21 protein-coding genes are annotated in these 23,363 nt (G+C 36.1%); 9 read left to right on the top strand and 12 right to left on the bottom strand.

Annotation, left to right across the window (positions count from 1 at the left end):
- Nucleotides 1-241: 241 nt before the first annotated feature.
- The 3 genes from AAC601_RS15155 (at nt 242) to AAC601_RS15145 (ending at nt 3,664) form a co-directional block, all read left to right on the top strand.
- Nucleotides 242-1,381, top strand: a complete 1,140-nt coding sequence (locus AAC601_RS15155) for a hypothetical protein (RefSeq protein WP_340153709.1) — start codon at nt 242-244, stop codon at nt 1,379-1,381.
- 234 nt (nt 1,382-1,615) lie between these two features.
- The gene (locus tag AAC601_RS15150) at nt 1,616-2,953 is read left to right on the top strand and encodes a PhoH family protein (RefSeq protein ID WP_340153708.1); all 1,338 of its coding nucleotides are present in this window, start codon (nt 1,616-1,618) and stop codon (nt 2,951-2,953) included.
- 66 nt (nt 2,954-3,019) lie between these two features.
- A complete protein-coding gene (locus tag AAC601_RS15145; protein WP_303270407.1) occupies nt 3,020-3,664 on the top strand; it encodes a transposase in 645 nt (214 codons plus the stop codon).
- 27 nt (nt 3,665-3,691) lie between these two features.
- On the opposite strand, the gene AAC601_RS15140 is transcribed toward AAC601_RS15145, so the two are convergent.
- The 10 genes from AAC601_RS15140 to AAC601_RS15095 form a co-directional block, all read right to left on the bottom strand.
- Nucleotides 3,692-4,045 (bottom strand): hypothetical protein, encoded by a 354-nt coding sequence (locus tag AAC601_RS15140; protein WP_340153707.1) that lies wholly within the window; start codon nt 4,043-4,045, stop codon nt 3,692-3,694.
- A gap of 133 nt (nt 4,046-4,178) precedes the next feature.
- Nucleotides 4,179-5,624 carry a SusD/RagB family nutrient-binding outer membrane lipoprotein gene (locus AAC601_RS15135; protein ID WP_340153706.1) on the bottom strand — a complete coding sequence of 482 codons (1,446 nt, stop codon included), beginning with the start codon at nt 5,622-5,624 and terminating at the stop codon, nt 4,179-4,181.
- Between the two features lie 10 nt (nt 5,625-5,634).
- A complete protein-coding gene (locus AAC601_RS15130; RefSeq protein WP_340153705.1) occupies nt 5,635-8,853 on the bottom strand; it encodes a SusC/RagA family TonB-linked outer membrane protein in 3,219 nt (1,072 codons plus the stop codon).
- Nucleotides 8,854-8,870: 17 nt separating this feature from the next.
- Nucleotides 8,871-9,863 carry a phosphotransferase gene (locus AAC601_RS15125; RefSeq protein ID WP_303270403.1) on the bottom strand — a complete coding sequence of 331 codons (993 nt, stop codon included), beginning with the start codon at nt 9,861-9,863 and terminating at the stop codon, nt 8,871-8,873.
- A gap of 4 nt (nt 9,864-9,867) precedes the next feature.
- A complete protein-coding gene (locus AAC601_RS15120) occupies nt 9,868-10,794 on the bottom strand; it encodes a nucleoside hydrolase (protein ID WP_303270402.1) in 927 nt (308 codons plus the stop codon).
- Between the two features lie 11 nt (nt 10,795-10,805).
- Nucleotides 10,806-11,546 (bottom strand): ABC transporter ATP-binding protein, encoded by a 741-nt coding sequence (locus AAC601_RS15115; RefSeq protein WP_303270401.1) that lies wholly within the window; start codon nt 11,544-11,546, stop codon nt 10,806-10,808.
- Complete coding sequence (locus AAC601_RS15110) at nt 11,546-12,319, bottom strand: ABC transporter permease subunit (RefSeq protein ID WP_303270400.1); 774 nt, start codon at nt 12,317-12,319, stop codon at nt 11,546-11,548. The genes AAC601_RS15115 and AAC601_RS15110 overlap by 1 nt, the downstream gene beginning before the upstream one ends.
- Complete coding sequence (locus AAC601_RS15105; RefSeq protein ID WP_303270399.1) at nt 12,309-13,163, bottom strand: ABC transporter permease subunit; 855 nt, start codon at nt 13,161-13,163, stop codon at nt 12,309-12,311. The genes AAC601_RS15110 and AAC601_RS15105 overlap by 11 nt, the downstream gene beginning before the upstream one ends.
- Nucleotides 13,153-14,370, bottom strand: a complete 1,218-nt coding sequence (locus AAC601_RS15100) for an ABC transporter substrate-binding protein (protein ID WP_340153704.1) — start codon at nt 14,368-14,370, stop codon at nt 13,153-13,155. Before AAC601_RS15100 ends, AAC601_RS15105 begins: the two co-directional genes overlap by 11 nt.
- A 98-nt stretch (nt 14,371-14,468) precedes the next feature.
- On the bottom strand, nt 14,469-15,158 hold the full coding sequence (locus AAC601_RS15095; RefSeq protein WP_340153703.1) for a DUF2064 domain-containing protein: 690 nt from the start codon (nt 15,156-15,158) through the stop codon (nt 14,469-14,471).
- A gap of 431 nt (nt 15,159-15,589) precedes the next feature.
- Here AAC601_RS15095 and AAC601_RS15090 point away from each other — a divergent pair, with 431 nt between their 5' ends.
- Nucleotides 15,590-16,666 carry an acyl-CoA desaturase gene (locus AAC601_RS15090; protein WP_303270396.1) on the top strand — a complete coding sequence of 359 codons (1,077 nt, stop codon included), beginning with the start codon at nt 15,590-15,592 and terminating at the stop codon, nt 16,664-16,666.
- 113 nt (nt 16,667-16,779) lie between these two features.
- Nucleotides 16,780-17,154 (top strand): carboxypeptidase regulatory-like domain-containing protein, encoded by a 375-nt coding sequence (locus AAC601_RS15085; protein WP_303270395.1) that lies wholly within the window; start codon nt 16,780-16,782, stop codon nt 17,152-17,154.
- Between the two features lie 138 nt (nt 17,155-17,292).
- Here AAC601_RS15085 and AAC601_RS15080 read toward each other — a convergent pair whose 3' ends face one another.
- Nucleotides 17,293-17,919, bottom strand: a complete 627-nt coding sequence (locus AAC601_RS15080) for a LysE family transporter (RefSeq protein ID WP_303270394.1) — start codon at nt 17,917-17,919, stop codon at nt 17,293-17,295.
- Nucleotides 17,920-17,922: 3 nt separating this feature from the next.
- Nucleotides 17,923-19,479, bottom strand: a complete 1,557-nt coding sequence (locus AAC601_RS15075) for a GH3 auxin-responsive promoter family protein (protein WP_340153702.1) — start codon at nt 19,477-19,479, stop codon at nt 17,923-17,925.
- Between the two features lie 188 nt (nt 19,480-19,667).
- On the opposite strand from AAC601_RS15075, the gene AAC601_RS15070 reads away from it, so the two are divergent.
- The 4 genes from AAC601_RS15070 to AAC601_RS15055 all read left to right on the top strand — a co-directional run bounded on the left by AAC601_RS15070 (nt 19,668) and on the right by AAC601_RS15055 (nt 23,353).
- Nucleotides 19,668-20,327 (top strand): YggS family pyridoxal phosphate-dependent enzyme, encoded by a 660-nt coding sequence (locus AAC601_RS15070; RefSeq protein ID WP_303270392.1) that lies wholly within the window; start codon nt 19,668-19,670, stop codon nt 20,325-20,327.
- Nucleotides 20,328-20,578: 251 nt separating this feature from the next.
- Complete coding sequence (lysS, locus tag AAC601_RS15065; RefSeq protein ID WP_303272083.1) at nt 20,579-22,306, top strand: lysine--tRNA ligase; 1,728 nt, start codon at nt 20,579-20,581, stop codon at nt 22,304-22,306.
- Between the two features lie 165 nt (nt 22,307-22,471).
- Nucleotides 22,472-22,852 (top strand): hypothetical protein, encoded by a 381-nt coding sequence (locus AAC601_RS15060; protein WP_303270391.1) that lies wholly within the window; start codon nt 22,472-22,474, stop codon nt 22,850-22,852.
- A gap of 66 nt (nt 22,853-22,918) precedes the next feature.
- Nucleotides 22,919-23,353 (top strand): universal stress protein, encoded by a 435-nt coding sequence (locus AAC601_RS15055; RefSeq protein WP_303270390.1) that lies wholly within the window; start codon nt 22,919-22,921, stop codon nt 23,351-23,353.
- The last annotated feature ends 10 nt before the right edge of the window (nt 23,354-23,363 follow it).

Here is a 23,363-nt window from a genome sequence, read left to right as displayed (position 1 = left end):
GCTACTGAATTGTTGGTTTTTTCTTTTAGACTATCTATTTTCAGATCGTGTTTGTGTTTGTATGCATTTCAAAAAGTGAATGCATTTTATGGGTGTATGGATATCGGTCTTTTCTACTTGAAATTATATAGAACCTTTTCCATTTTAAAAATTCGGGCTTGAACCGAGCTGGAATTGCTTTGCCTTTACCATAATTGGTAGTAGCACAGACGCATTATGTTTCACTATCAACAAACTAATTATGCGTTATCGTTTACTATTATGTATTCTGCTATTACCACTTTTCAATTTGCATGCACAAGTCAATAAATTAGTTCGTCATAAAGTACAACTCGGTATTAGTTCGGGTGCGGACAATTCCCAACATAGCCACTATATTTTATCTAATCTTTCTTTACATCTGCTTTCTGGTTATACGGGAGCCATTCAAGGATTTCAGATTAGTGGGATTAGTAATCGTTCATTTTTATACACCAACGGAATGCAACTTTCCGCATTTTCAAATGTTACTGGAAATTTAGCTTTCAGATCCAAAAAGCAAGTTGATTTTGAGTTTCGAGGTGCTCAAATAGGAACTTTAATCAATAAAGTGGAAGGTGACGGGAAGGGAATTCAAATGGGTGCTTTCAACAGAGTGAGTAAAACTTTTGAAGGGGTTCAGCTTGGGATGTTTAATGCCATTCAACGTGGCGCATTAGGTTTGCAAATCGGGGGGATTTTGAATTATGCACCTAAAAGGAATTCTATGGCTCAAATTGGTTTGTTTAATTATTCATTTGATGCTGGTCTGATGTATGAAAAAGGATTCTTTTTTATGCGTGACCACTTCCAATTAGGCTTAATGAATATTACTAATGGCAATAATGGCTGGCAAATCGGATTGATTAATTTAAGTAAAGATAATAAAGGTATTCCGGTTGGGTTGATTAATACTAATACTAGTCATGGAGAAGGAAATTTGGCAGCCAATGAGATCATGAATACTTATTTAACCATTTCCAATGGCAGTAAATATTTGCTCAATCGATTGATAGTAGGTTACAATTATAGTTGGAATAAAAACATTAATTGGACAACGGGTTATGGTTTGGAATTGAAGTATTATAAAAATAAAAATTACAATTCAGTTTCTCTATCCCATGACTTATTGTATTTGATGCAAAGAGGGGAGAAATGGACCCAAGGTTTGCCCAGCAGCAGGATTTCTTTGAATTTCAGTTATGATCTATTTAAAAAATACGCACCTCCTTTATTAGTAGGAGTGTCCTACAATATTGGCTATTTCTCCAATGAAGAAGCACAGTTGGATTTGCCTTTAATAATGAAAGCAACTGAAAACCGCACACACTGGATTGGCTTTGATTTTGGGTTTAAGCTTTAGATGAAATTTTAAGTCACAAATATATATTTGTTTATATTAAGTAAAGTACGTGACGTACTTTACTTAATAAATCAATACACTAAACAAGTTAGAATTATCAAATCAGTTTTTTACATTTTTAGCCAATTGATTCTCTGTCACTTATATATTTTTTAAATATTAGAACCGTTTTTCTGGTTGACAATACCAATAATTTTTTAAATTGATTCTAAAATCATATCAACTTTACTATATATGGCGAAGGCGAAGAAAGAAGAAAAAGTATTTGTACTCGATACCTCAGTTATTATTTATTCCCATGACTCCATCATGAACTTTGCAGAGCATGATGTGGCTATACCTATTACAGTTTTAGAGGAACTCGATCAGTTCAAAAAAGGAAATGATACGAAGAATTTTGAAGCCCGTGAGTTCATCAGAATGATAGATAAATTGGCTGATGGCCGATCTTTGAGTGAATGGATTCCATTGAATGGGAAGACGAAAGGTGTATTTAAAGTCTTGATGCCAAGCAAAGAAGCTGTGGAATCAGATCAAATATTTTTAGAAGATATACCCGATCACAAAATCTTAGGAAGTGCCGTACAGCTGCAAAAGGAGTTAAAAGATAAAACGGTTATTTTGGTCACGAAGGATATTAATCTGCGGTTGAAGGCCAAAAGCTGTGGATTACGCTCAGAAGATTATCAGACAGGTAAGGTGAAAAATGTGAGTGATTTACATTCAGGGAAATTGCAGTTGGAGACTGTTACCACCGAGACTATCAATAAGCTTTATGATACTTATCATTGTGAGGTATCAGACATTATGGGCAAGAAGAAACCCATGAACAATACTTTTTATATTTTGAAAAGTAATAAGAATTCAGCCCTGGGTTATTACAATGCATTGACTAATCAAATAGATAAGGTTGATAAAAAGTCGGCTTATGGCATTATGCCTAAAAATGCAGAACAGGCCTTTGCTATTCATGCCTTGCTTAATCCGGAAATAAAATTAATGACCTTGCAAGGAGTGGCGGGTACTGGTAAAACCTTGATTGCATTAGCTTCTGCTTTGGAACAACGCAAAGATTTTAAACAGATATTTTTAGCAAGACCTATTGTGCCGTTATCAAATAAAGATATAGGCTATCTTCCTGGAGACATAAAATCCAAATTGAACCCTTATATGGAACCGCTTTGGGATAACCTTAAATATATTCAACATCAATTTCAGGAGCATGAACGAGAGTTTTTGAATATTACGGACATGGTCAATAAGGAGAAATTAACTATTCAGCCCTTGGCTTATATCAGGGGAAGAAGTTTATCTAATATTTATTTTATTGTTGATGAAGCACAGAACTTAACACCTCATGAGGTGAAAACCATTATTACAAGGGCAGGAGAGAATACAAAAATCGTATTTACTGGTGATGTTAATCAAATTGATACGCCTTACTTAGATTCCCAATCCAATGGACTTAGCTATTTGATAGATAGGGTAAAAGGACATGAACTGTATGCACATGTCACGCTCGAAAAAGGGGAGCGTTCAGAATTGGCCAATTTGGCTAATGATGTGTTGTAGATTGATATTAGACCAACAAATATGGGATAATTAGATTTTCAATTTGTAAGCAATTCCCCATTGATTATGAGTGAAAAGTTCAAAAACACCTATAGAACAGCATCTGCCCGAAGGCAAAAATGGGATTACAGATGGGATGCCAGTTATTTCGTTACAATTTGTACAAAAGATCGGCATCATTTTTTTGGTGAAATAATCGATGGAAAAATGCAATTGTCTCATCAGGGCATTTTGGCAAATGTATTCTGGCATGAAATTCCCCACCACGCAATATCAGTGCATTTAGATGAGTTTGTGGTAATGCCAAATCATATCCATGGAATATTGGTTTTGCAAAATGGTTTTCCGCCACCTGTCTATTTTGAGGTTTTTGATTTTAATTCATTATGGAATGATGGTGCTGATAACGGTAGAACAGGGTACGGTAGAGACAATGCATGCATTGTCTCTACACCCACGGAAATGAATAATCCAGAAATATTGACGGGCAAAACCAGGTTCCAAAACCCTGGGAAAAATTCTATCTCATCCATTATTGGTTCCTACAAATCTGCTGTTACAAAACATGCTAATCGTTTAAATTTGGAAAATGGCTGGCAAACCCGATTCCATGACCATATCATCAGAACAAAAGAAGAATATTATAGGATCAAAAAATATATCCGCAATAATACTAAAAATTGGGAGGAGGATAGATTTTTTGAGAATTAGTGCATAAAAAATAAAACTACACGGATGTTATTTAACCATCTCCAATTTTTTCACAATAAGATTTTTCAATGAACCTAAATCCTGCTGATCCAGTGTTTCGGCAGGTATCCAGTTTTGAATTTTATTCCCTTCTTTTATGAAAATAGCAGGGAGATTATCTTTAATTCCGTATTGTTCCAACCATTCATCCTTGTGTAAAAAGGTTAGCGGGATATCCAAAGTCTTTTTAAATTCAGCCCATTCTTCCCTGATTTTGAAAGTCCCGTAGGTGATGTCACATAAGCTGCAGGGATAAGTTTTGGGAGAGAATATTTTGTGCATGATGTCCATGTAGCCATTCCATTTTCCTGAATTAGCATTGTAAACAAATATTAGTTCCATACTTTTAATTACGAATTATGAATTTTTTGATTATGAATATGGCTAGCGTTTCAAGAGAAAGAGACCTGTCAGCTTTTCAAAACCTGACAGGTCTAGATTTCGAATTATTAATTGCCCAATGATTAATTACTAATTAATCACGTTCCCACCATCCTTTGCTGTTGATATCATCACCACCAATTCTTTGGACTGCTTCTTGATAATTTTCAGTATTTGTGGCTTGCTCTGATTCCGGGTATAAATACCGAACAGGATATCTTCCTTCATTAACTGCGTCTGGTCCGGCCTGTAAAGAAGGTATGCCAGTTCTTCTGATGTTGAACCATGCTTCGTGCCCAATATTGATGAGACTCAACCATTTTTGGGTCATTATTTTGGTGATGTTATCAGTACCGTTCAATTCAACTGCATCCCTTGAGAAGTAGTCTTCTGGGACATCAACACCATAATATTCGAAACTTGCTCTTACTCCATTTTCATAGTACTGCTGAACATTTCCAGCAATATAATTTCTTTCAACTGCTTCAGCCAAAGCAAATTGTACTTCTGCATACTGCATGAATTGTGCGTCTGCTCCGTCAGGAACATCCCTAAAAATTGATCCTACAACAGATAAATCATTGACTCCTAGTCCAAGTTGTTGCACTCGCTCATTAGTTTGACCATTTTGGATGCCTCGATAGTAAACAGAGTCATTAGCTAAACCGGCAGCTACTGGCTGATATAGTACTGCAATCCTTGGATCATCCCAAAGGCTAAGGACAGAATCAGCTGTCTTGCTCATCACATGCTCTACTAACCCACCTACAGAAGAAAGAAAAAATGGAAACTGGTTCGGAGCGGATGCCAAATACGGCAATACGGCATTATCTGCATTGGATTCCATCAATTTACCAGAGTTGGCTAAAGAAGATAATTCAGAGAAGTCATTCAATCTCTTACTTATCCTCATTAGGTACCTTACTCGAAGCGAATTTGCGAACCTTACCCATTTATCCAAGTCGTTATTGAACATTACATCACCGTTTATGAGCTGATTTGTGCTCTCTAACGTATTCGCTGACCTTGTCAATACTGCTAAAATACCGGTTTCAGGATCCGTATAAATACTTTCCTGAGTATCATATTTTGGTTTGTCAATTCCTTCCTCTAATCTTCCTGCCTCGGTATAAGGGACATCATTCCAAATATCGGTCATTTGGGTGAACAGGAAACACCTCATAATATCTCCTACTGCTGCGTATGCTTCATTTGAGGTAGGAGATGCCTTCATTGAGTTGATGTCGGTCAGCAACCCATTTACCACAGCCCAATAGGTTGAATTAGAACCAATGATGTATCTGTCTAAAAATCCAAAGTCGATCGCTGCAACATGTTGAGAAAAGTAATTTGACTGATCAAAACCTTGATAGTAGGTATTCTGATCACTAGAAACTGAAATAATATTAGTGAGTAAAAATTGAGGCTCCACATTTTCCGGGGAATTGGGATTTTCATTGATTTCCTCAAAGTTATCTGTGCAGGCCGTAATCAACAGAGCGGCTAGCAGTAAGGTGAATGTATAGTTGAATATTTTCATTTTTTACTTCTTAAAATTTTGTTTTAATGCTGAAACCGAAACTTCTTGTGGAGGGTAATGACATATCATCTACACCCTGTACTATGTTTCTGCCTTGTAGAGCATTTAATTCGGGATCAACATGAGGGTTTTCCGTGAACAGTAAGAGATTGCTGCCGATGAATCCAAATTTGACGCTCTGGAAACCGATTCTTTGGCTCAGCTGCTTACTTAAACTATAATAAAGACCTACTTGCCTCAATTTAATATAAGAAGCATCATAAATAGAGCTTTCTTCGTTTCCTCTTGAGTAAATGGCGTTATAGTAAGAAATTGCTGAAACACTGGTGGTGTTCTCGACATAGTTAGGGTTTTCTTCGGTTCCAATGTTGACTATTCCATCTCCAATAATTCCATTTTCTCGACCTGCTAAAGTTTCTTTCAAAACTCCAGAAGTATTACCTAAAGACCTTGTCCTTGAAGCGATAATACCTCCATATCTGAAGTCAAACAGGACATTCATGATTATATTCTTATAGGAGAACTCATTGCTGAGACCTACAGAGAAATCAGGGTTGTAATTGCCTAACAGTCGTAATGTCCCGTCTGTAATAGGAGCTCCATTGCTGTCATATACAGTTCTGCCGTTTACCTTTTTGAAACCAGTCCCGTACATATCGCCAACTAGACCATTTTCTTTGGCTATATAGAATAAAGAATTGGAGCCGCCTGCACCACCAAAGAAATCAGCATTACCTGTTACAAATTGATCTACCCCTTCAGGTAATTCTAGTACTCGACTTCTGTAAGCGGAATAATTAGCCGCTACTTTCCATTGAAAGTTGTTTTGCTTGACGGCTAATCCTGTGATTGATGCTTCAAGTCCTCTAGTTTGTACTTTTCCACCGTTTTCCAGTTTATTGGCAAAACCAGTAGTTAAGGAAATAGGCCGAGCAATGATTTGGTCGGTACTAGTGTTTTGGTAAACGGTAATATCTGTTTGAATCCTATCTTTAAGAAGCCAAATTTCTGCTCCTGTTTCGTAGGCGGTCAGTCTTTCTGGCCTCAAATTCAGATTTTTTAAAGTGCTTTGGTTAGTTACCTTAAGCTTATCACCATAGTTCTGGTTGAAAGCAAAAGTATTCAGCAGTTGATATGGATCCGTGTCATTACCTACGCTGGCTGCACTGGCTCTCAGTTTCACAAAAGTGAAAAGCTGTGGTAGTTCTACCATATTGGATAATACATAACTTAAGCCGCTTGAATAGTAAGCAAAAGAATTGTTGTCTATGGGTAGCGTGCTGCTCCAGTCATTACGTACGGTAACGTCAAGATAGAGGGCATTTCTAAAATTGATATTTCCTGTGCCATAAATACTATTGATACGCTTTTCAAATAATTCATTATTCCCTGTTAAGGGTGCATTAGAATTGGCTAATGTATAAATATTTGGTAGCGCTAGTTGAGAAGCTTCAGTAAATTTGTAGGTGACGGTCTGATCGAAGCGATTTGCTCCTACCGAAAGATCATAAGTGAAATTTTCATTTATTCGATCGGAATAAGACAGTAGGAAATCTGTATTCATTTCTTTGTAAAACACCTGATCTTCACGATAACTACCCGTAGGATTGGCGTTGGTGCTTAGTGCTCTTCGAAATGCCCTGTTGTCATTGTAGATGTCAGTACCGCTTCTTACCGTAAAACGTAATTTCTCACTGAAATCATAATTTACGGAGGCATTTCCTAATACTCGATGCTTGTCAAAACTATTCGTGTTTTCAAATAAGGTGAAGTAAGGATTATTGACCCAAGCGTAATTGTAGTTGAACTGCTCTAAACCTTCCTGACCGGCCTGCCAATAATTTTTGAGCGGCTCAAAGTTTGTTTGTCTTTGTGTCCAGTTAAAGCCATACATTACATTTTCGTAGCCATAACCTAAGTTAGGGCGGTTTTTACTTCTTGTATTGATGTAATTAACATATGTATTTACACTTAATTGGTCAGTTAATTGTTGGTCTAAACTGATCGCCAGACCGTCTCTGTTTAAATCAGTATTAGGTAGTATACCCTCATTTCGCAAGTTGCTGTAAGCCAGCCGTATATTTCCTTTGTCACTAGCTGAATTTACTGCAATATTATTTTGAGATGTGATGCCTGTCTCAAAGAAATTCCTGATATTATTGGGTCTAGATACCCATTCAGTTGGTCTGATTTCTGTCAAGCTACCATCTGCTCTAGTCCTAGCTATTACATCTCCACCCCTTACAGGGTTTCCGTTGATATCAGTAGAAGGTCCATCAAATTGCGCTATGAAATCACCTTGATCTAATTTTGGACCGTAGCTGAAAATGCCAGCTGTTCCATCCAGGGCACCAAGACCTGTATCAAAAGCGAAATCACCAATTCCACCACCATATTCATTTTGATAATCAGGTAATGTTAAGAGTGTTTCAAATGTAAGTGAACTGCTCGTGCTAATTCCTAAACCTTGTTGAGCCTTTCCTCTTTTAGTCGTGATTAAAACAACACCATTTGCCGCTCTGGAACCATAAAGGGCAGCAGATCCTGCTCCCTTTAAAATAAATATTGAAGCAATATTTTCTGGATCAATTTCAGCACCACCATTTCCCCAGTCCACTTCTTGTAATGATCCGTTGTTTACTAAATCGCTGGTGATTTGTTCGTTACTGATAGGTACGCCATCAACCACAAATAATGGTTGATTAGTGCCAGTTAAAGAATTTTCACCTCTGATTATAATTCTGGAAGAGGACCCCACTCCTGAGGAACCATTGGTAATTTGGACACCAGAAACTTGACCTGCCATACTGTTAACAAGATTTGTCATGGGTACATCTGTTAGCTGCTTGCTGTCTATTTTTCCTATTGATGAGGCTAAAGACTGCTTCTCTCTTTCAATCCCTAATGCAGTTACAACCACTTCATCGAGCTGCTCCAGATCTTCAGTCAACATGATGTTAGCAGGGATATTTCCATTTCGAATATCTATCTGCAAATCCTCAAAGCCTAAGAATTGAATGTTCAGTAAGAAGTTCTCAGACGGTGTTTTCAGTTGAAAACTACCATCTTTTAAAGTGACTGCAAATCTTTCAGTACCCATTTCATTTACAACTGCCCCGGGAATAGGCTCTCCTCTTGAGTCGATGACTACAGAAGAATAAGTATTGCTATTTTGAGCAGATAGATGGAAACTCAGCAAATAGCATAAGATTAGTATTAATTTCTTCATTGTATAGTGTTTGGTTTTTAATATTTAGTCAGCATCATGACGCCTCTTTCCACTAGTGCTTTCCTTTCTTCCAGTGTTTGACTGATCGGTAGTTGAGCTAATCCTAAGATTCTTCGCATCATTTCCACAGCCATGAATTTCATCATTAATACATCATCGAAGGGCGCTTTTTCTTTGTAGAAATCCATTGCTTTCTGGATAATAGGGTAGGGTTGTTTTGCCAAATATAAATGTGCCATACATACTCCTATTTCAAATTCCTTAGGACCAAAAAAGCAAAATTCAGGATCGATGATTTTTAAGCCTGATTTGGTATTGAGCCAGCTTCCCGGAAAGTAGTCTCCATGTAGTAAGTGCTTGCCATCAGATAAATACAGATCACCAAGCTGCTTGAGTGCTAAATGAAGTGCTTCATTACGAATTATACTTTGTTTCACAGCTTCCAATCCTGGCATAACATCATCCAAATTCATCCCGTTATCTTTCATAAAAGGGAATTTGAAGATATGCTCATGATTAAGCTGCCGCATTTCCTTATTCTGAATGGTTTTCGAGCTACTGTCAGTTGTAAAATGGGTGTGTAAATCGGCTATGAAGTGCATGATTTCTTTGAGCTCGGTTTCAGATAAGTTCTTACCCTCCTGATATAAAAAAGAGTAATCACTACTCTCGCCCAGATCTTCCATCAGGATGATATGGTTTTCTTCATCGACCGCTATAATTTCAGGAGTTCTACGACTTAAATCGGGGTTCTTTCTAATAATTTCATAGAATTCAGATTCTCTTAGAACCCGTTCTGCTGGAGCGGGTACTTGTGGAAACTTTTCAACAAAATCACGACTTTGTTTTATGATGAAAGAGTGGTCATTTGAAGTTCTACATCTTAAGGTAAAGTTCATATTCCCTTCACCAGGCTTTTCAACTGAAGCTACTTTTTCATTTTCTTCTAACCATTTTTTATCGCTTAAATAACTATCGATGGTTTCTAATTGATTGTCAAGTTTAATCATAGTGCTAGCTTTTTTTGGTTAAAGAATCCATTAATTTTTCATGATAGTCTGATACCACATCATGGCAGTATTTTACAGGAAATGATCCCTCACTACGACACAGCAGGTAGTTCTTGAATACTAACTTGTCATTGTCCTTTACTGTATCGTCTGGATGAATTTCTAATTGTGCTTTTAGGTCTTCACTGATAATATCTTCGGGTGATATGATGTAGTGGCTCGCCAAAACATCAAAAGGATTAAAACCACTAGCGCCTTGATTGATCCATTGTGCTAACCATGGCTGAGAATGCTCTGCTAGCCATTTATTTCCGGCCTCGCCATTATCTAGTTTTTTTAGATCATCTGATCCAATCCATACTTTGCTTGAAATTTCGAAAGGACATAAAGTGACAGGGACACCTGCTTCAAACATGATGTTAAAAGCTTGATTATCTAAATCGAAATTTAAATCCCTTGCATGATTTCCTTGATTGCCAATTTTGAAATAATCAGTTGGTTTTCTTCTTCCAGCCACTAGAACTACTTCTTTAATTTGGTTTTTCAATTCAGGATATTGCAAAAGTAATATTCCCACATTGGTAGCTGGACCGATAGCTAAAATGGTCAATTGAGTTTCTTTCAAGGCTGTTGCCAAAGCTTCCACAGCATCATTGGTTTCTACCTTGCTAAGATCAATTGCTGTCCCAGCTCCTTTGTAAACAGGGATTTCATTCTTAGCAAATTCTTTACTCATTTGCTGACAAAGTCTGTAGGCGTCATCAATTAGAGTATTTCCAAATACTGCACTTATCCCCTTTATATGGATATTTTCAGCTTTAAATAATTGTAACAGTGCGTATCCGTCATCCACATCGCAATATCCTTCTCTGATGTGTCTTTTCATGCCTACAGAGAGGTCGGTATCAATCCAAATATTTTTCGTTTCCATATATTTTTGATTTAAATTATGTCTTGTTCTTTTGGGATTAGATTTTCCCAAAAGCCGATTTCATTTTGCACACCAGTTGAAGGGTCTGCTATAAATTCTTCTTTATTTTTATATAATTTGAGTTTTCCACTTTGCATAAAGGCAATTTCATCCCCCATTAGTATAGCTTCTTTCAAATCGTGGGTGACAAAAAGTGAGGTGATCTTAAATTTATGTGCTATGTCTTTAAATAATTGTTGCATTCTTTGCCGAGTGCCGGCATCTAGGCTACCAAAAGGCTCATCTAATAGAAGCAAAGCAGGGTTGATGATGATGGCTCTTCCAAAGGAAACCCTTTGTCTTTGCCCCCCTGAAAGCTGATGAGGCATTTTTTGGCCATGATTTTCCAATTCCAAAAGCTCCAGCATTTCCTTGACCTTGCTTTGAATATGCTCTTCTTTTTGTTTTTTTATTCGAAGACCAAATGCAATATTTTCGAATACATTTAAGTGTGGGAAAAGTAAATCTTCTTGGTAGAGGTAAACGATATTTCTCTTCTCAGCTTCCAATTCGCTGATATCATTCCCATCCAAAATTATATTACCACTGTCTGCCTTAAGCAAGCCACCAATTATTTTAAGCATGCTGGTTTTTCCACAACCAGATTTACCCAAAATGCTTAAGGTTTTTTGCGGAGCTAGCGAAAAATTCAGATCCTTTACGATCTGCTCTTTGCCAAAGCTTTTATTAATATGTTGAATTTCTAAAAACATCAGGTCAGTTTATTAAATACATATTTCTTGTTGATATACATCAGAACTAATGGCGGTAAAATCAATAAGCAGCAGCTTAAAGCACCATAGAAGTAGTTGGCCTCGCGGATGAATAAAAATACTTTGATGGTGAGGGTTTGCACTTTGCCAACTCCAATTACAGATGTTAAACCATATTCAAACCAAGAAATCAGGAATGTTTGAAAGAAGCAGACCAAGAGCATTCCTTTGGCCAATGGAAATAAAACTTTCGTGAAACTATACAGTCTATTTCCACCTAGTGTCGAGACTAAATCTTCCATATTTTTTGTTTTTTGCCCCCAAAAACTATTAAAGAAAATCAGTGCATAAGGAAAGCTAATCATGAATTGAGCTACAATCACGCCCGTCATTTGACCGAAAATCCCAAGCTTGAGGAAGAAATAACTTAAGCATGCCCCAAAAACAACAGGGGAGATAATGTAAGGGAAATAGCTTAATAAGGTGAAGGTGTTCTTTCTAGGATGATAGGCAATATTCCGGCTGATAATAAAACCACTAAGAGTGGCAGTAAATCCTACGGAAACAGAAATGATGATAGATTGTAGAAAGCTCCACAATAAGCCTGTTTCTGAAATCAATAAGGCCTTCCAGTTTTTTAACCCGAAATACTCAGGCATAACATTTGGGAATGACCATTCTGCAGAAAGAGACAGCCAAAGTAGATACACAAAGGGAAACAGTATCAGCAATACCATGATCGATAAGAAGAAAGGCTTTAAACTAATACGCATTGTTTCTCAGTTTTTTTCGTGAAAAAATGAATATAGTCGCTGACATAATGACTACTGTGTAGACCACCGCCATTACATAACCTTCTGAGGTTTTAGTAAGGTCAAATTGTTTTAATTCTCGTAAAATCAGCACCGATAGCATTTGAGGAGATTCTTGACCTAAAATTAGCGGTACTTCATAAGCGCCTAATAAGAAAATGAAGTACAGCACAATTAAAACCCAAGACTTTTTGAGCATAATCGGTAAGCTCACTTTGAGTGCTATTTGTTTTTTGTTTGCTCCCAGTGCTCTGGATAATTGGCTTAGCTCTTCTATTCTTTCATCTTTATATATATTTAAATAAAGCAGAATGAAGAAAGGAGTTAGCAGACTAATGAAAGTAATGATGATGCCAATGGCCCAATTATCATTCACTAAATCAGGAAATTGCTGTGCTGTTTCAATCCAATTGAGCTGATAGCTTAATCTTGCAAAAAATCCTGATTGAGCGAATAATTGATAAGTAAAAAATGCGGAAACGATACCGGGAACTGCCAAGGGCATATAAATAATAAAAGATAAGTACTTATTATTGAAGCCTTCTTTGAATTTCAAAACTACCCATAGTGCCAAACTAACGGATAGAAATACACCTACTGCAGCAATAATTCCACTGTATAAAAAGGAGGTTCCTAGAGTGCCTGATGTAAAAACCTCTTTCCAAAACGATAAAGTAAAGCCTTCATTAACTACCCCAATGATCCCGAAAGAATAGAGCAAAGCATAGCCAAATGCGAGCGTAAATGGTAGTACAGCAAATACCACGAATAGCACAAAACCGATATGTTTTCCCTTATTTTTCAATCACGTAGGTTCTAAAATCTTCGTAAATATTAAGCATATACTCTGGAGCTGGCTCTTTTATAGCATTCTCAGATAATTCGTCCAAAGAAGGGCCGTATTGCCTTGCAGTAATTTTTTCAAATTTGTCTTTGTACTCGGTAGGAAGCTTTGAAATATCCAATACTGGATTGGCATTCATACCTGAAGGTTCCGCTCTCTTCAATTGAGCTTCGGGTGAAATCAGGAAATTAATGACTTGCATAGCCCCCGCTTTATTGGTCGCGTTATAGGTGATCCCTAAATAATTAGAGTTTAGGATAGTTCCGTTTTTCCAGGCATAACCTTTTGTACTTTCTGGAAATAATCCTTGTAAAACTTTTTCTTCAATTCCACCTTCACTGAATCCATAAGTGAGCAGTATTTCTCCAGATGAAAACATCTGATCCATTTTGCTGTGTTCTTTGGGAAATGTCTGTCCTTCTTTCCAGAAGTATTTTCGATTTCGATTGATGTATTCCCAAAGTTGAGTGGAAAGCGTATCATATTTCTGTTGATCAAATTCACCATCCAATCCATCAGGACTGCCGCTCAATTCGGCCATATAGCATTTTAACAAGGTCATGCCTGAGAAATCATTGGATATAGTGAAAGTGCCAGGATTTACTTTTACAAATGTTTCTAGTTCAGCAAGTGTCTTAGGTGGGGCAGGGGTTTTAATAGAATCATAAACAAAAGCAAATTGATTGATCCCCCATGGGCATTCCATCCCGTTTATTTCTTGCTGAAAATCTATCCCGATAAATGGATTATTAAAGTCAATATATTGTGAATTAGGAAGTTTCTCTGTGAATGGACCCCAAAGTCCTTCTATTTTTCTAAGTTGAAAGAATGTTTCTCCATTAATCCAAACCATATCTACTTGTCCCTTTTCAGAACCCGCTTGCTTTTCACCCATCATCAATTGCACGATTTCCGGCCCTTGACCGCTGCTAATATTCAGTGTGATGTTGTGCTTTTCTTTTAAAGTAGGTTTTACATAATTGTTGATATAATCATTGACGATCGGGCTTCCTTGCCACATCATAAAATTGACAGTGGTACCATTGGCCTGTTGTTCTATTTCTTGCCACGAAGCTTGCTTCCAGTTTCTGGATTCTTTAGGGTTTTCACAACTCATCAAAAATAGGGTAATAGCAAACAGCAAAAAGAATAAAAATCTTTGCATCATAATTTTGTATCGTGTTTTAATAATTAATAGGAACAAGCAAACTCGTGAGTTGTGGATCTTTCATTCTCCAAGAGATGCTATAAAAAGAAGCGGTAAATTTATGTTATTGGGGGTGCTCGTAAAGGGGAGTCTTTGAAAATATAAAAGTTGTGCGATTTTATTTGAAATTCAATTGCTATTCCTTTAAATCCTTGAAGCAGTTGAGCAATTAATTTCAAGAACGACTTTGTAAATGATTTCTGCCTGGATAAGAATCGGATATCGTGAAAAGAATTGATATCTCTATATTGGTTTAATTCTACTAGTTCGGTCGTTTCTTCACAGAGTTGCGAAAGCTCCTCATAAAGTGTATTTTTTTGCCAATTTAGTTTTTCAAATTGTGACTTATCGAAAGATTTTTTCTGAATAGCTATCAAATAAGCGCCCCCTCTTGTATCTGGGCCTAAAGCTGATTTGCCACTTTGGAGAGATTGAGATAATTCAATCCAATTAATGTTTTGTAGGTCAGGACAATCATTACCAACGGAAATTACTTGTTCATAGCCCAAATCAAACATTGCCTGATAGGCATTTGCAATTCTTTCTCCAAAGGAATTCCCTATTTGCTTTGCTTCGTTGAAATGATAAACAGGAATTCCAGATGATTGAATAGCAGTACTAGCCCTCGTAATCAGCATTTCAGCAAGCATTTGATTTTTGGATTGCTCCTTAAACCATGATTTTTGCTTTGCCTCCTCGGCTTTATTTCGGCTGAAGAAAATGAGCGCTATGTTGTTCTGCTTTTTCAAATTGTAGCAATGATAAATCCAAAGTTATAAATGTATTGTCAAACTAACGACTTTTAAGACAATAGCGGATTTACAAATTGTCAATTTTATCAAATAACTTGAAATAATTACAATTGTTTTAGTTTTTGAATGCTCAATCCAATGTTGATTATCTGTTCAATTGTTTGACTTTATTTCAAATGAAAATCTAAATAGAAATACGAGGTTATTGAATTTCCATTCTATTGGGAAGTTATTTAAAATTGTTTACGAATGTTTCGTATTTGTTTAATAATTGTAGAAGTTTCCGAATAAAATACTTCACAAAAAGGATTATTTTTCCACATTTGTCGATTTATTTGTTAATTTCTATGAGTACTTATGAATTACTTCTAATTTTATGAACGAAACATTAGATTTGCTCGTTTAGCAAGTCAATTATTGAATTAACTATGCAAGAAGTATCAGCAACAAAAATCACTGACAACAACTTTTTCCCAACACTGAAAAAGAAGGTTGACGCCTATTTCAAACAAAACGATTTGAAAACCTGGGGTAACAGCAAACTTTATACTAAAGCCACTATTTTATTGGTTTCTTTTGCTACCCTTTACAGCTTAATTGTATTTGTAAGCATGCCAGTATGGCTTTCTATTACATTGTGTGCAATATTTGGTTTGAATTTAGCCGCAATTGGTTTCAATGTTATGCACGATGGAGCTCATGGTAGTTTCTCTAATAATAAGCATGTAAATTATATGATGGGACTTACCTTAAACTTAATGGGGGGCGTAGTTTTCATTTGGAAAAATAAACACAATAAGAATCACCACTCTTTCACTAATATCGAAGGAATGGATGATGATATTAATATTGGTCCTTTTATTAGAGTATCAACCCATCAAAAGAAAAGATGGTATCATAAATTTCAACATGTTTATGCATATCCTCTTTATGCTACTTCGTACGCATTTTGGGTTTTCTTTCAAGACTTTAAGAAGTATTTCACAAGAAAAGTTGCCAATACAGAATTAGCAAAAATGAGTGCAAAAGAGCATATCATCTTTTGGGCTACAAAATTAGCGTATATCACAACATTCTTTGTACTGCCAATCTTAATGAAAGGAGTTTTAGCAACTGTACTTGGATATCTAATCGTATCAGTTGTAACTGGCTGGACTATTGGGGTGGTATTTCAATTAGCTCACGTAGTTGAATCTACTGATTTCCATGATGCACCTGTTGAAGGAGAAAAAATCATTCCTACAGAATGGGCTATTCATCAAATCAGAACTACTGCTAATTTCGGAACAAAAAGTAAAGTTTTAAATTGGTATACAGGCGGTTTGAATTTCCAAGTTGAACACCACTTATTCCCAAGAATTAGCCATGTGCACTACCCGGCAATCAATAAGTTAGTGAAAGAAACTTGTGAGCAATTCAATATTGCTTATAATGAATTTCCATCCATGATGGCCGCTATGGGGTCGCATACAAGGCACTTAAAATTAATTGGGCAAACTGCTTAATTATTAAAAAGCATTAAATTAAAAGCAACAGACCGGAAGGTTTGTTGCTTTTTTTGTTTTAGGAATAAAAACTATTCCGTTTAGTAGTCGTATCTAGTCAAAAATCTTAAACTATGAAAAAATTAACATTCACATTGTCTCTTTTAGTCGTATCGGCTTTTTTGTTTTTTCAATTCACCCCAAAGAATGACAACAGTCAATTTCTTAAAACTAATTTAAGGATTGTAATTCAAGATGATTTAGGGAATATTCAAGAAGGTGCAACAGTGACACTTTATGGAAATAATGACGATTACAGAAAGAGTGAAAATCCTGTAGCAGAGTCTCAAGTTACCGACAAGAAGGGAAGGGTCACTTTCAAAGATTTAGAGCCAAAAGTTTATCATATCCATGCTGAAAAAGGCAAAATGAATAATAATAATTTAGGAGTTCAAACAGACACCCTGGAAGGCGGTAAGTTAAATAAAGTGGCTATTGTGATTCAATAGGGTATGACTTCAAAAGCCTGTCAGGTTTTACCATTGATTTTAAAACCTGACAGCCAATACCTCTTAATTACAGAGAAGAAAAATTGCTGACTAGATGATCTATTTAAGCATCGGAACTGGATGTTGCATTATGATAGATTAGTTATAATGCTCAAAGGCGTGATAAAACAGTCTAAATGAGAATAAAATGAGTGCTACTCCTACTATTTTATTCATAATATTTAATTTCCTGGGCGTCACCCATGCCCTTAAGCGGTGAGAAAGCGCCACTTTGGAAAAATCAGTAATTAATAAAGTGGCAATAATTCCAGTAAAAAATACAATAATTTCAGCTTGATCATATTGATAACTTTTGGTGACTAGTGTCATTACGCCAAGCCAATAAAGTAGTACGAAGGGGTTAATGCCATTTAAGATAAAGCCTTTTGCAAATTGCTTGAAGAAATTAGATCTTTGTGTATTGACTTGTTGTTCCTCTAGTTTTACACTCTTTTTCCTAAGACTCATTATTCCTGTAATCAAGATAATAAATCCGCCTGCAGCACCCATCCAAAAAGAAACAACATCATTATTTTCAAAAAGCTTCACACTAAAATACATTAGGAAAATGTAAGCGGTATCAGCAATAGCTATACCTAAAGCCATGTAAATTCCCGCCTTGAATCCTTTGATAATGCTATTTTGGATCAATGCAAAAAAAACTGGCCCTAACATTACGGCCAGTAACAATCCGAACAATACACCATTGGTGATAACTGAAATCATATTTTATTGAATGCTTTTTTCGGCTAAATACGATAACCAATCTTTTTGCTTATCGCCTTTTAATACTCGGGGAAATTTATTCTGGCCGCCCACTTTTCCGTTTCTTTCCATAAATTCAATAAATACATCATTGGGTAGCACTTTAACACTTATATCTTTCAAGGCAGCAATTCTTTCTACTTTGTAATCATCATTTAAGTCTTTCAATCTAGCATCTAATTTGTCTTTCAAAATAGCTTCATCAACTTCTGTATTATCTGTTCCAACATACCAATCATGTCCGAATAAAGATCCATGCTTAACGCCTAAGACAGTAAATTCTTTTAAATCAAATCCTAAGTCATTAGAGACATCTAATAATGCATGGTTCATATTATCAACTGATAAATGCTCACCGCAAAGGCTTAAAAAATGCTTGGTTCTACCCGTTATTATGATTTCTGAATCCGCCTTAGAAACAAACTTTATCGTATCACCTATGAGATATCTCCAGGCACCGGAGCAAGTTGTAATCAGAAGTGCATACTCAACGTCTTCCTCTACATCATCTATCATTAGGGTTTTTGGATTCCCTAACATATTGCCGTCTTCGTCAAAGTTATCACCTGGAAATGGGATAAATTCATAGAATATCCCGTTGTTTAAAACCAATTTCATACTATCAGCTCCTTGAGACCCTTGAAAAGCAATAAATCCTTCAGAAGCCAGGTAGGTTTCTATGTAATTAATATCTCTTCCCAAAAGTCTTTCAAATCCTTTTTTATAAGGCTCGAAAGCGACTCCACCATGAACATAAATTTCAAAATTGGGCCAAATTTCATGGATATTATTAAGATTATAGTGCTTAATGATTTTTTCTATTAATATCGTTATCCATGCAGGAACACCAGCTATAATGGTGATATTCCAATCCTTTGCCTTTAATGTCATTTGCTCCAGTTTGTCTTCCCAATCTTTCTTTCGAGAAATAGCTTTTCCCGGCTTATAAAAGCGCTGAAACCAAAAAGGAATCCTAGAAGTAGTAATTCCACTCAAATCTCCTTCAGCATAATTTCCGTTATCTTGCAGATCAGTACTTCCTCCAACCATTAGTGTACCTCCCTCAAATACTGAAGAAGGCAAGCCTTCATATCGTGATAGAGACAAGATCTGACGGACACTGGTTTTTTGGATGGCTTTCACCATCTCTAAAGATACTGGAATGTGTTTTGAGGAGGATCCTGAAGTTCCTGAGCTTAAAGCAAAATATTTAATGGCCCCATGCCAAGTTACATCCTTTTCGCCCTCAAGGCATTTGTGCCACCAGTTTTTGAACATTTTATCGTAGTCGTGAACTGGTACTTGGTTCTTGTAGTCTTCATAAAAACTTTTATTGTCATGTTTTTTTAAAGATTGCAGAATCCCAGAAAAATTATGAGCCTTACCAAACTGCGTATTTCGAGCGGCAATGATTAATTTGCGAAATTCAGTTTTTTGTAATTCAAATGCAGGAGTGAAATCCTGATCCAAACTCTCTCGAATACGTATGCCTTGTTTTATAAGATTACCTAAGAGTGTCATTTATGATATGGTTGATATTCAAAAATTAAAATTTAAGTGAATGAAAAATCTTAAACTTTTACCTTTGATTTTAATTATTAAAAAATAGTTCAGAAGGCAAATATATAACATTCAAAATACATAAAAATAAATTTATGTTAAAGTGATTTTTTTATTTACTTTAATCAGATCCTAAAAAAAGAGTTTTCATGAGTATAGCAGATAAATTAAAAACAGTTAAAGAATCCTTGGGGAATTGCCAACTGGTTGCAGTAAGTAAGACAAAGCCCAATGAAGATTTGATTCAAGCTTATGAAGCTGGACAAAGAGCTTTAGGTGAAAATAAAGTTCAGGAATTGACCGATAAAGCTGAAGCCTTACCGAAAGATATTGAATGGCACATGATTGGGCATTTGCAGAGAAATAAAGTGAAATATATTGCTCCATTCGTGCATTTGATCCATTCAGTGGACAGTGTTCGTTTGCTAAAAGAAATTAATAAACAAGGTAGAAAAATTGATAGGGTTATTCCTGTACTGCTGCAAATTCATATTGCGGAGGAAGAAAATAAGTATGGCTTAGATGAAGAGGAGCTGCATGAATTATTATCATCGGAAGCCTTTAATGAAATGAATCATGTAGATGTGCAGGGTTTAATGGGTATGGCAACTTTTACAGACGATAAAGATAAAATTAGGCGAGAATTCAAAAGTCTGAAAAAGTTGTTTGACAAAACTGCGAAAGACTACAATGATGAAAAACTGAACCTAAAGGAATTATCGATGGGAATGAGTGGGGACTATGAAATTGCCATTGAAGAAGGTAGTACGATGGTGAGAATAGGTAGTAAAATTTTTGGGGAAAGGTAATATTGGGAATTCCATTTATTTCCCATAGTAAAAAGTGAGATTAGAATTTTACTATTACTATGTAGTTTTTCAGTAGAATACTCCCTCTACTATCTTTAAAAACCGTTAAATTTTAAAATCTCCAAAGGACCTTAAAACATGGAGATGGCTATAGAATCTAGCCATTAAGTATCAAAATTTAAACAACTTTCTTCTATCTTTGCAGACTAAAATAGTAGAAAGGCGATTCCAAAATATATTAGCAAAAAATGATGCATTTAAGCGAACAGGAAATTGAAAGAAGAAAAGGTAGGGAAGAACTACAGAAATTGGGGATCAATCCTTATCCCGCAGAAACATTTGATATTAATGTGACCGCTAAAGATATCAAACAAAACTATGATAGCGATAAGCTGAATTATAAAAACATTAGCATTGCTGGGCGTTTGATGAGCAAGAGAATCATGGGAAAAGCGTCTTTTGCTGAGATTCAAGATAGTACGGGTAGAATTCAAGTGTATGTGAACAGAGATGAAATCTGTCCAGATGAAGATAAGACATTTTATAATACCGTTTTCAAGAAATTATTAGATATCGGTGATATCATAGGTATCAAGGGCTATGTTTTTACCACGCAAGTCGGTGAAATTTCAATACACGTAAAAGAATTTTTTGTATTGAGCAAGTCTTTACGTCCATTGCCTATCACTAAAGAAACTACTGACGAGCAAGGAAATGTAAAAAGACACGATGCTTTTACAGATTCGGAGCAAAGATACCGTCAGCGTTATGTGGATATGATTGTGAATCCTGAAGTTAGAGATACTTTCAGGAAAAGGACTCAATTGGTAAACTCTATGCGCTATTTTTTAGGCGATAAGGGATACCTAGAAGTTGAGACTCCTATTTTGCAACCACTTTATGGTGGAGCAGCAGCACGGCCATTTAAAACTCATCATAATACCTTAGATATGACTTTATATCTAAGAATTGCCAATGAATTATACCTAAAAAGATTAATTGTTGGTGGATATGATGGCGTATTCGAATTTGCAAAAGATTTCAGAAATGAAGGAATGTCCCGTTTTCATAATCCCGAATTTACACAAGTTGAGTTGTACGTTGCTTACAAAGACTATGAGTGGATGATGAATTTGGTAGAAGAAATGGTGGAGAAAGTAGCCATGGATATTCACGGAACCACAGAAGTAAAAGTAGGTGAGAACATAATTAATTTCCAAAGGCCATGGAAAAGATACACCATGTATGAAGCCATTGAGCATTTTACTGGTATTGATATCTCGGAAATGAATGAGGAGGAGTTGAGGAAAACGGCCGAAAAGCTGCATGTTCCAATTGATGACTCTATGGGTAAAGGGAAGTTGATCGATGAGATTTTTGGTGAGAAATGTGAAGCGCAATTAATTCAGCCAACTTTCATAACAGATTACCCGATTGAAATGTCTCCCCTGGCTAAAAAACACCCAACTAAAGAAGGTTTAGTGGAAAGGTTTGAAGCCATTTGTAATGGAAAAGAAATTTGTAATGCATTCTCCGAGTTGAATGATCCAATTGATCAGCGCCAACGATTTGAAGAGCAATTAGAATTAGGTAAAAGGGGAGATGATGAGGCTATGATGCTGGATGAGGACTTCTTGCGTGCGCTGGAGTATGGTATGCCACCAACAGCAGGTTTGGGTATCGGAATTGATCGTCTAAGTATGATTATGACCAATAGCAACTCTATACAAGATGTTTTATTCTTCCCTCAAATGAAGCCAGAGAAAAAAGCTAAAGTAGCAACAGAAGCTGATTTTGTTGAAGCAGGAGTTCCTAAAGAATGGGCTCCAGTAGTGATGGAAGCAGGAATCAAAACGGTAGAAGAACTAAAAGAAATGAAGCATACTAAATTACATCATCAAATTTCAGGCTTGAAAAAGAAAATGAAGCTCGATATTCCGAGCGTAAGCCCTGAGGATGTAAAAGTGTGGACTAGCTAAGCACCACCTAGGTTGGCACTAGGGAGCAGGCCGCTTTTAGCTTTTTTGAGAAAAAAGGAAAATTGACATTTGAAAGTAGAGAAAAGAGCCGGTTTATCTGGCTCTTTTTGTTTTCTAAAATAGATATTATTACAACCAGAATGAGTTTTTTAGTGTCTATGTTTTATGAAAAACATCCTACTCTTTGTTGCTACAATCATTGTGGTCTTTGGTTGTTCAGAATCTAACATCAACCCTGCAGCGGTAAATATTCGTTTGGTGAATAAAAGTGATTTTAATTTCCAGAACATTGTCGTGAATACCTCAACTGGAAACGTTGATTTCGGAGATTTGAAAAGTGGCAAATCCTCTGACTATAAAGTATTTGATACGGCCTATCGATATGCTTATGTTAAGTTAGAAATTAAGGGAAACACTCTTACAATTCAACCGTTTGATTATGTTGGAGAAACTCCCTTAAAGAACGGTAAATATTCCTATGAGCTGTATACTGACAATCCAAATGAAGAGTTTGGGTCATTAGCAATTGAACTTGTTGAAGAATAAAACATAAGATTATCTTTTTGGCTTAAAAATCGTTATTTTACAAACTAGTATCTAACTAAAAGCCTTATGAAAAATATATTTGTATCGATCGATTTTAAAGAGCAGGAGCAACTATTATTAGATAAGGCATTTGAACTTGCGAAAGCTTTTGATGCTAAAATCTGGTTGGTACACATAGCTGCACCAGAGCCTGATTTTGTAGGGTATGGAGTTGGTCCACAATATGTGAGGGCAATGCGTGCTTCCGAGCTTAGAGAAGAACATCATTTGCTTCAAAAGTACTCACAGAAACTGATTAAAAAAGGAGTAGAATCGGAGGCTTTATTAGTTCAAGGAGCTACGGTAGAAATGATTATTAAAGAAGCCAAGAAATTAGATGCGGATTTAATTATTACGGGGCACCATGATCACAACTTTTTGTACAAGGCATTTATGGAAAGTGTTTCTAATGGATTAATAAAAAAATCAAAGATACCCTTACTACTGGTTCCATTGATTTAGATCTTAGCCT

Origin of the sequence: uncultured Marivirga sp., from assembly GCF_963974845.1 — a bacterium.
In the GTDB taxonomy this organism is placed as follows: domain Bacteria; phylum Bacteroidota; class Bacteroidia; order Cytophagales; family Cyclobacteriaceae; genus Marivirga; species Marivirga harenae.
Note: the sequence above shows the minus strand (reverse complement) of the source record. Positions and strands in the feature narration are given on the sequence as shown.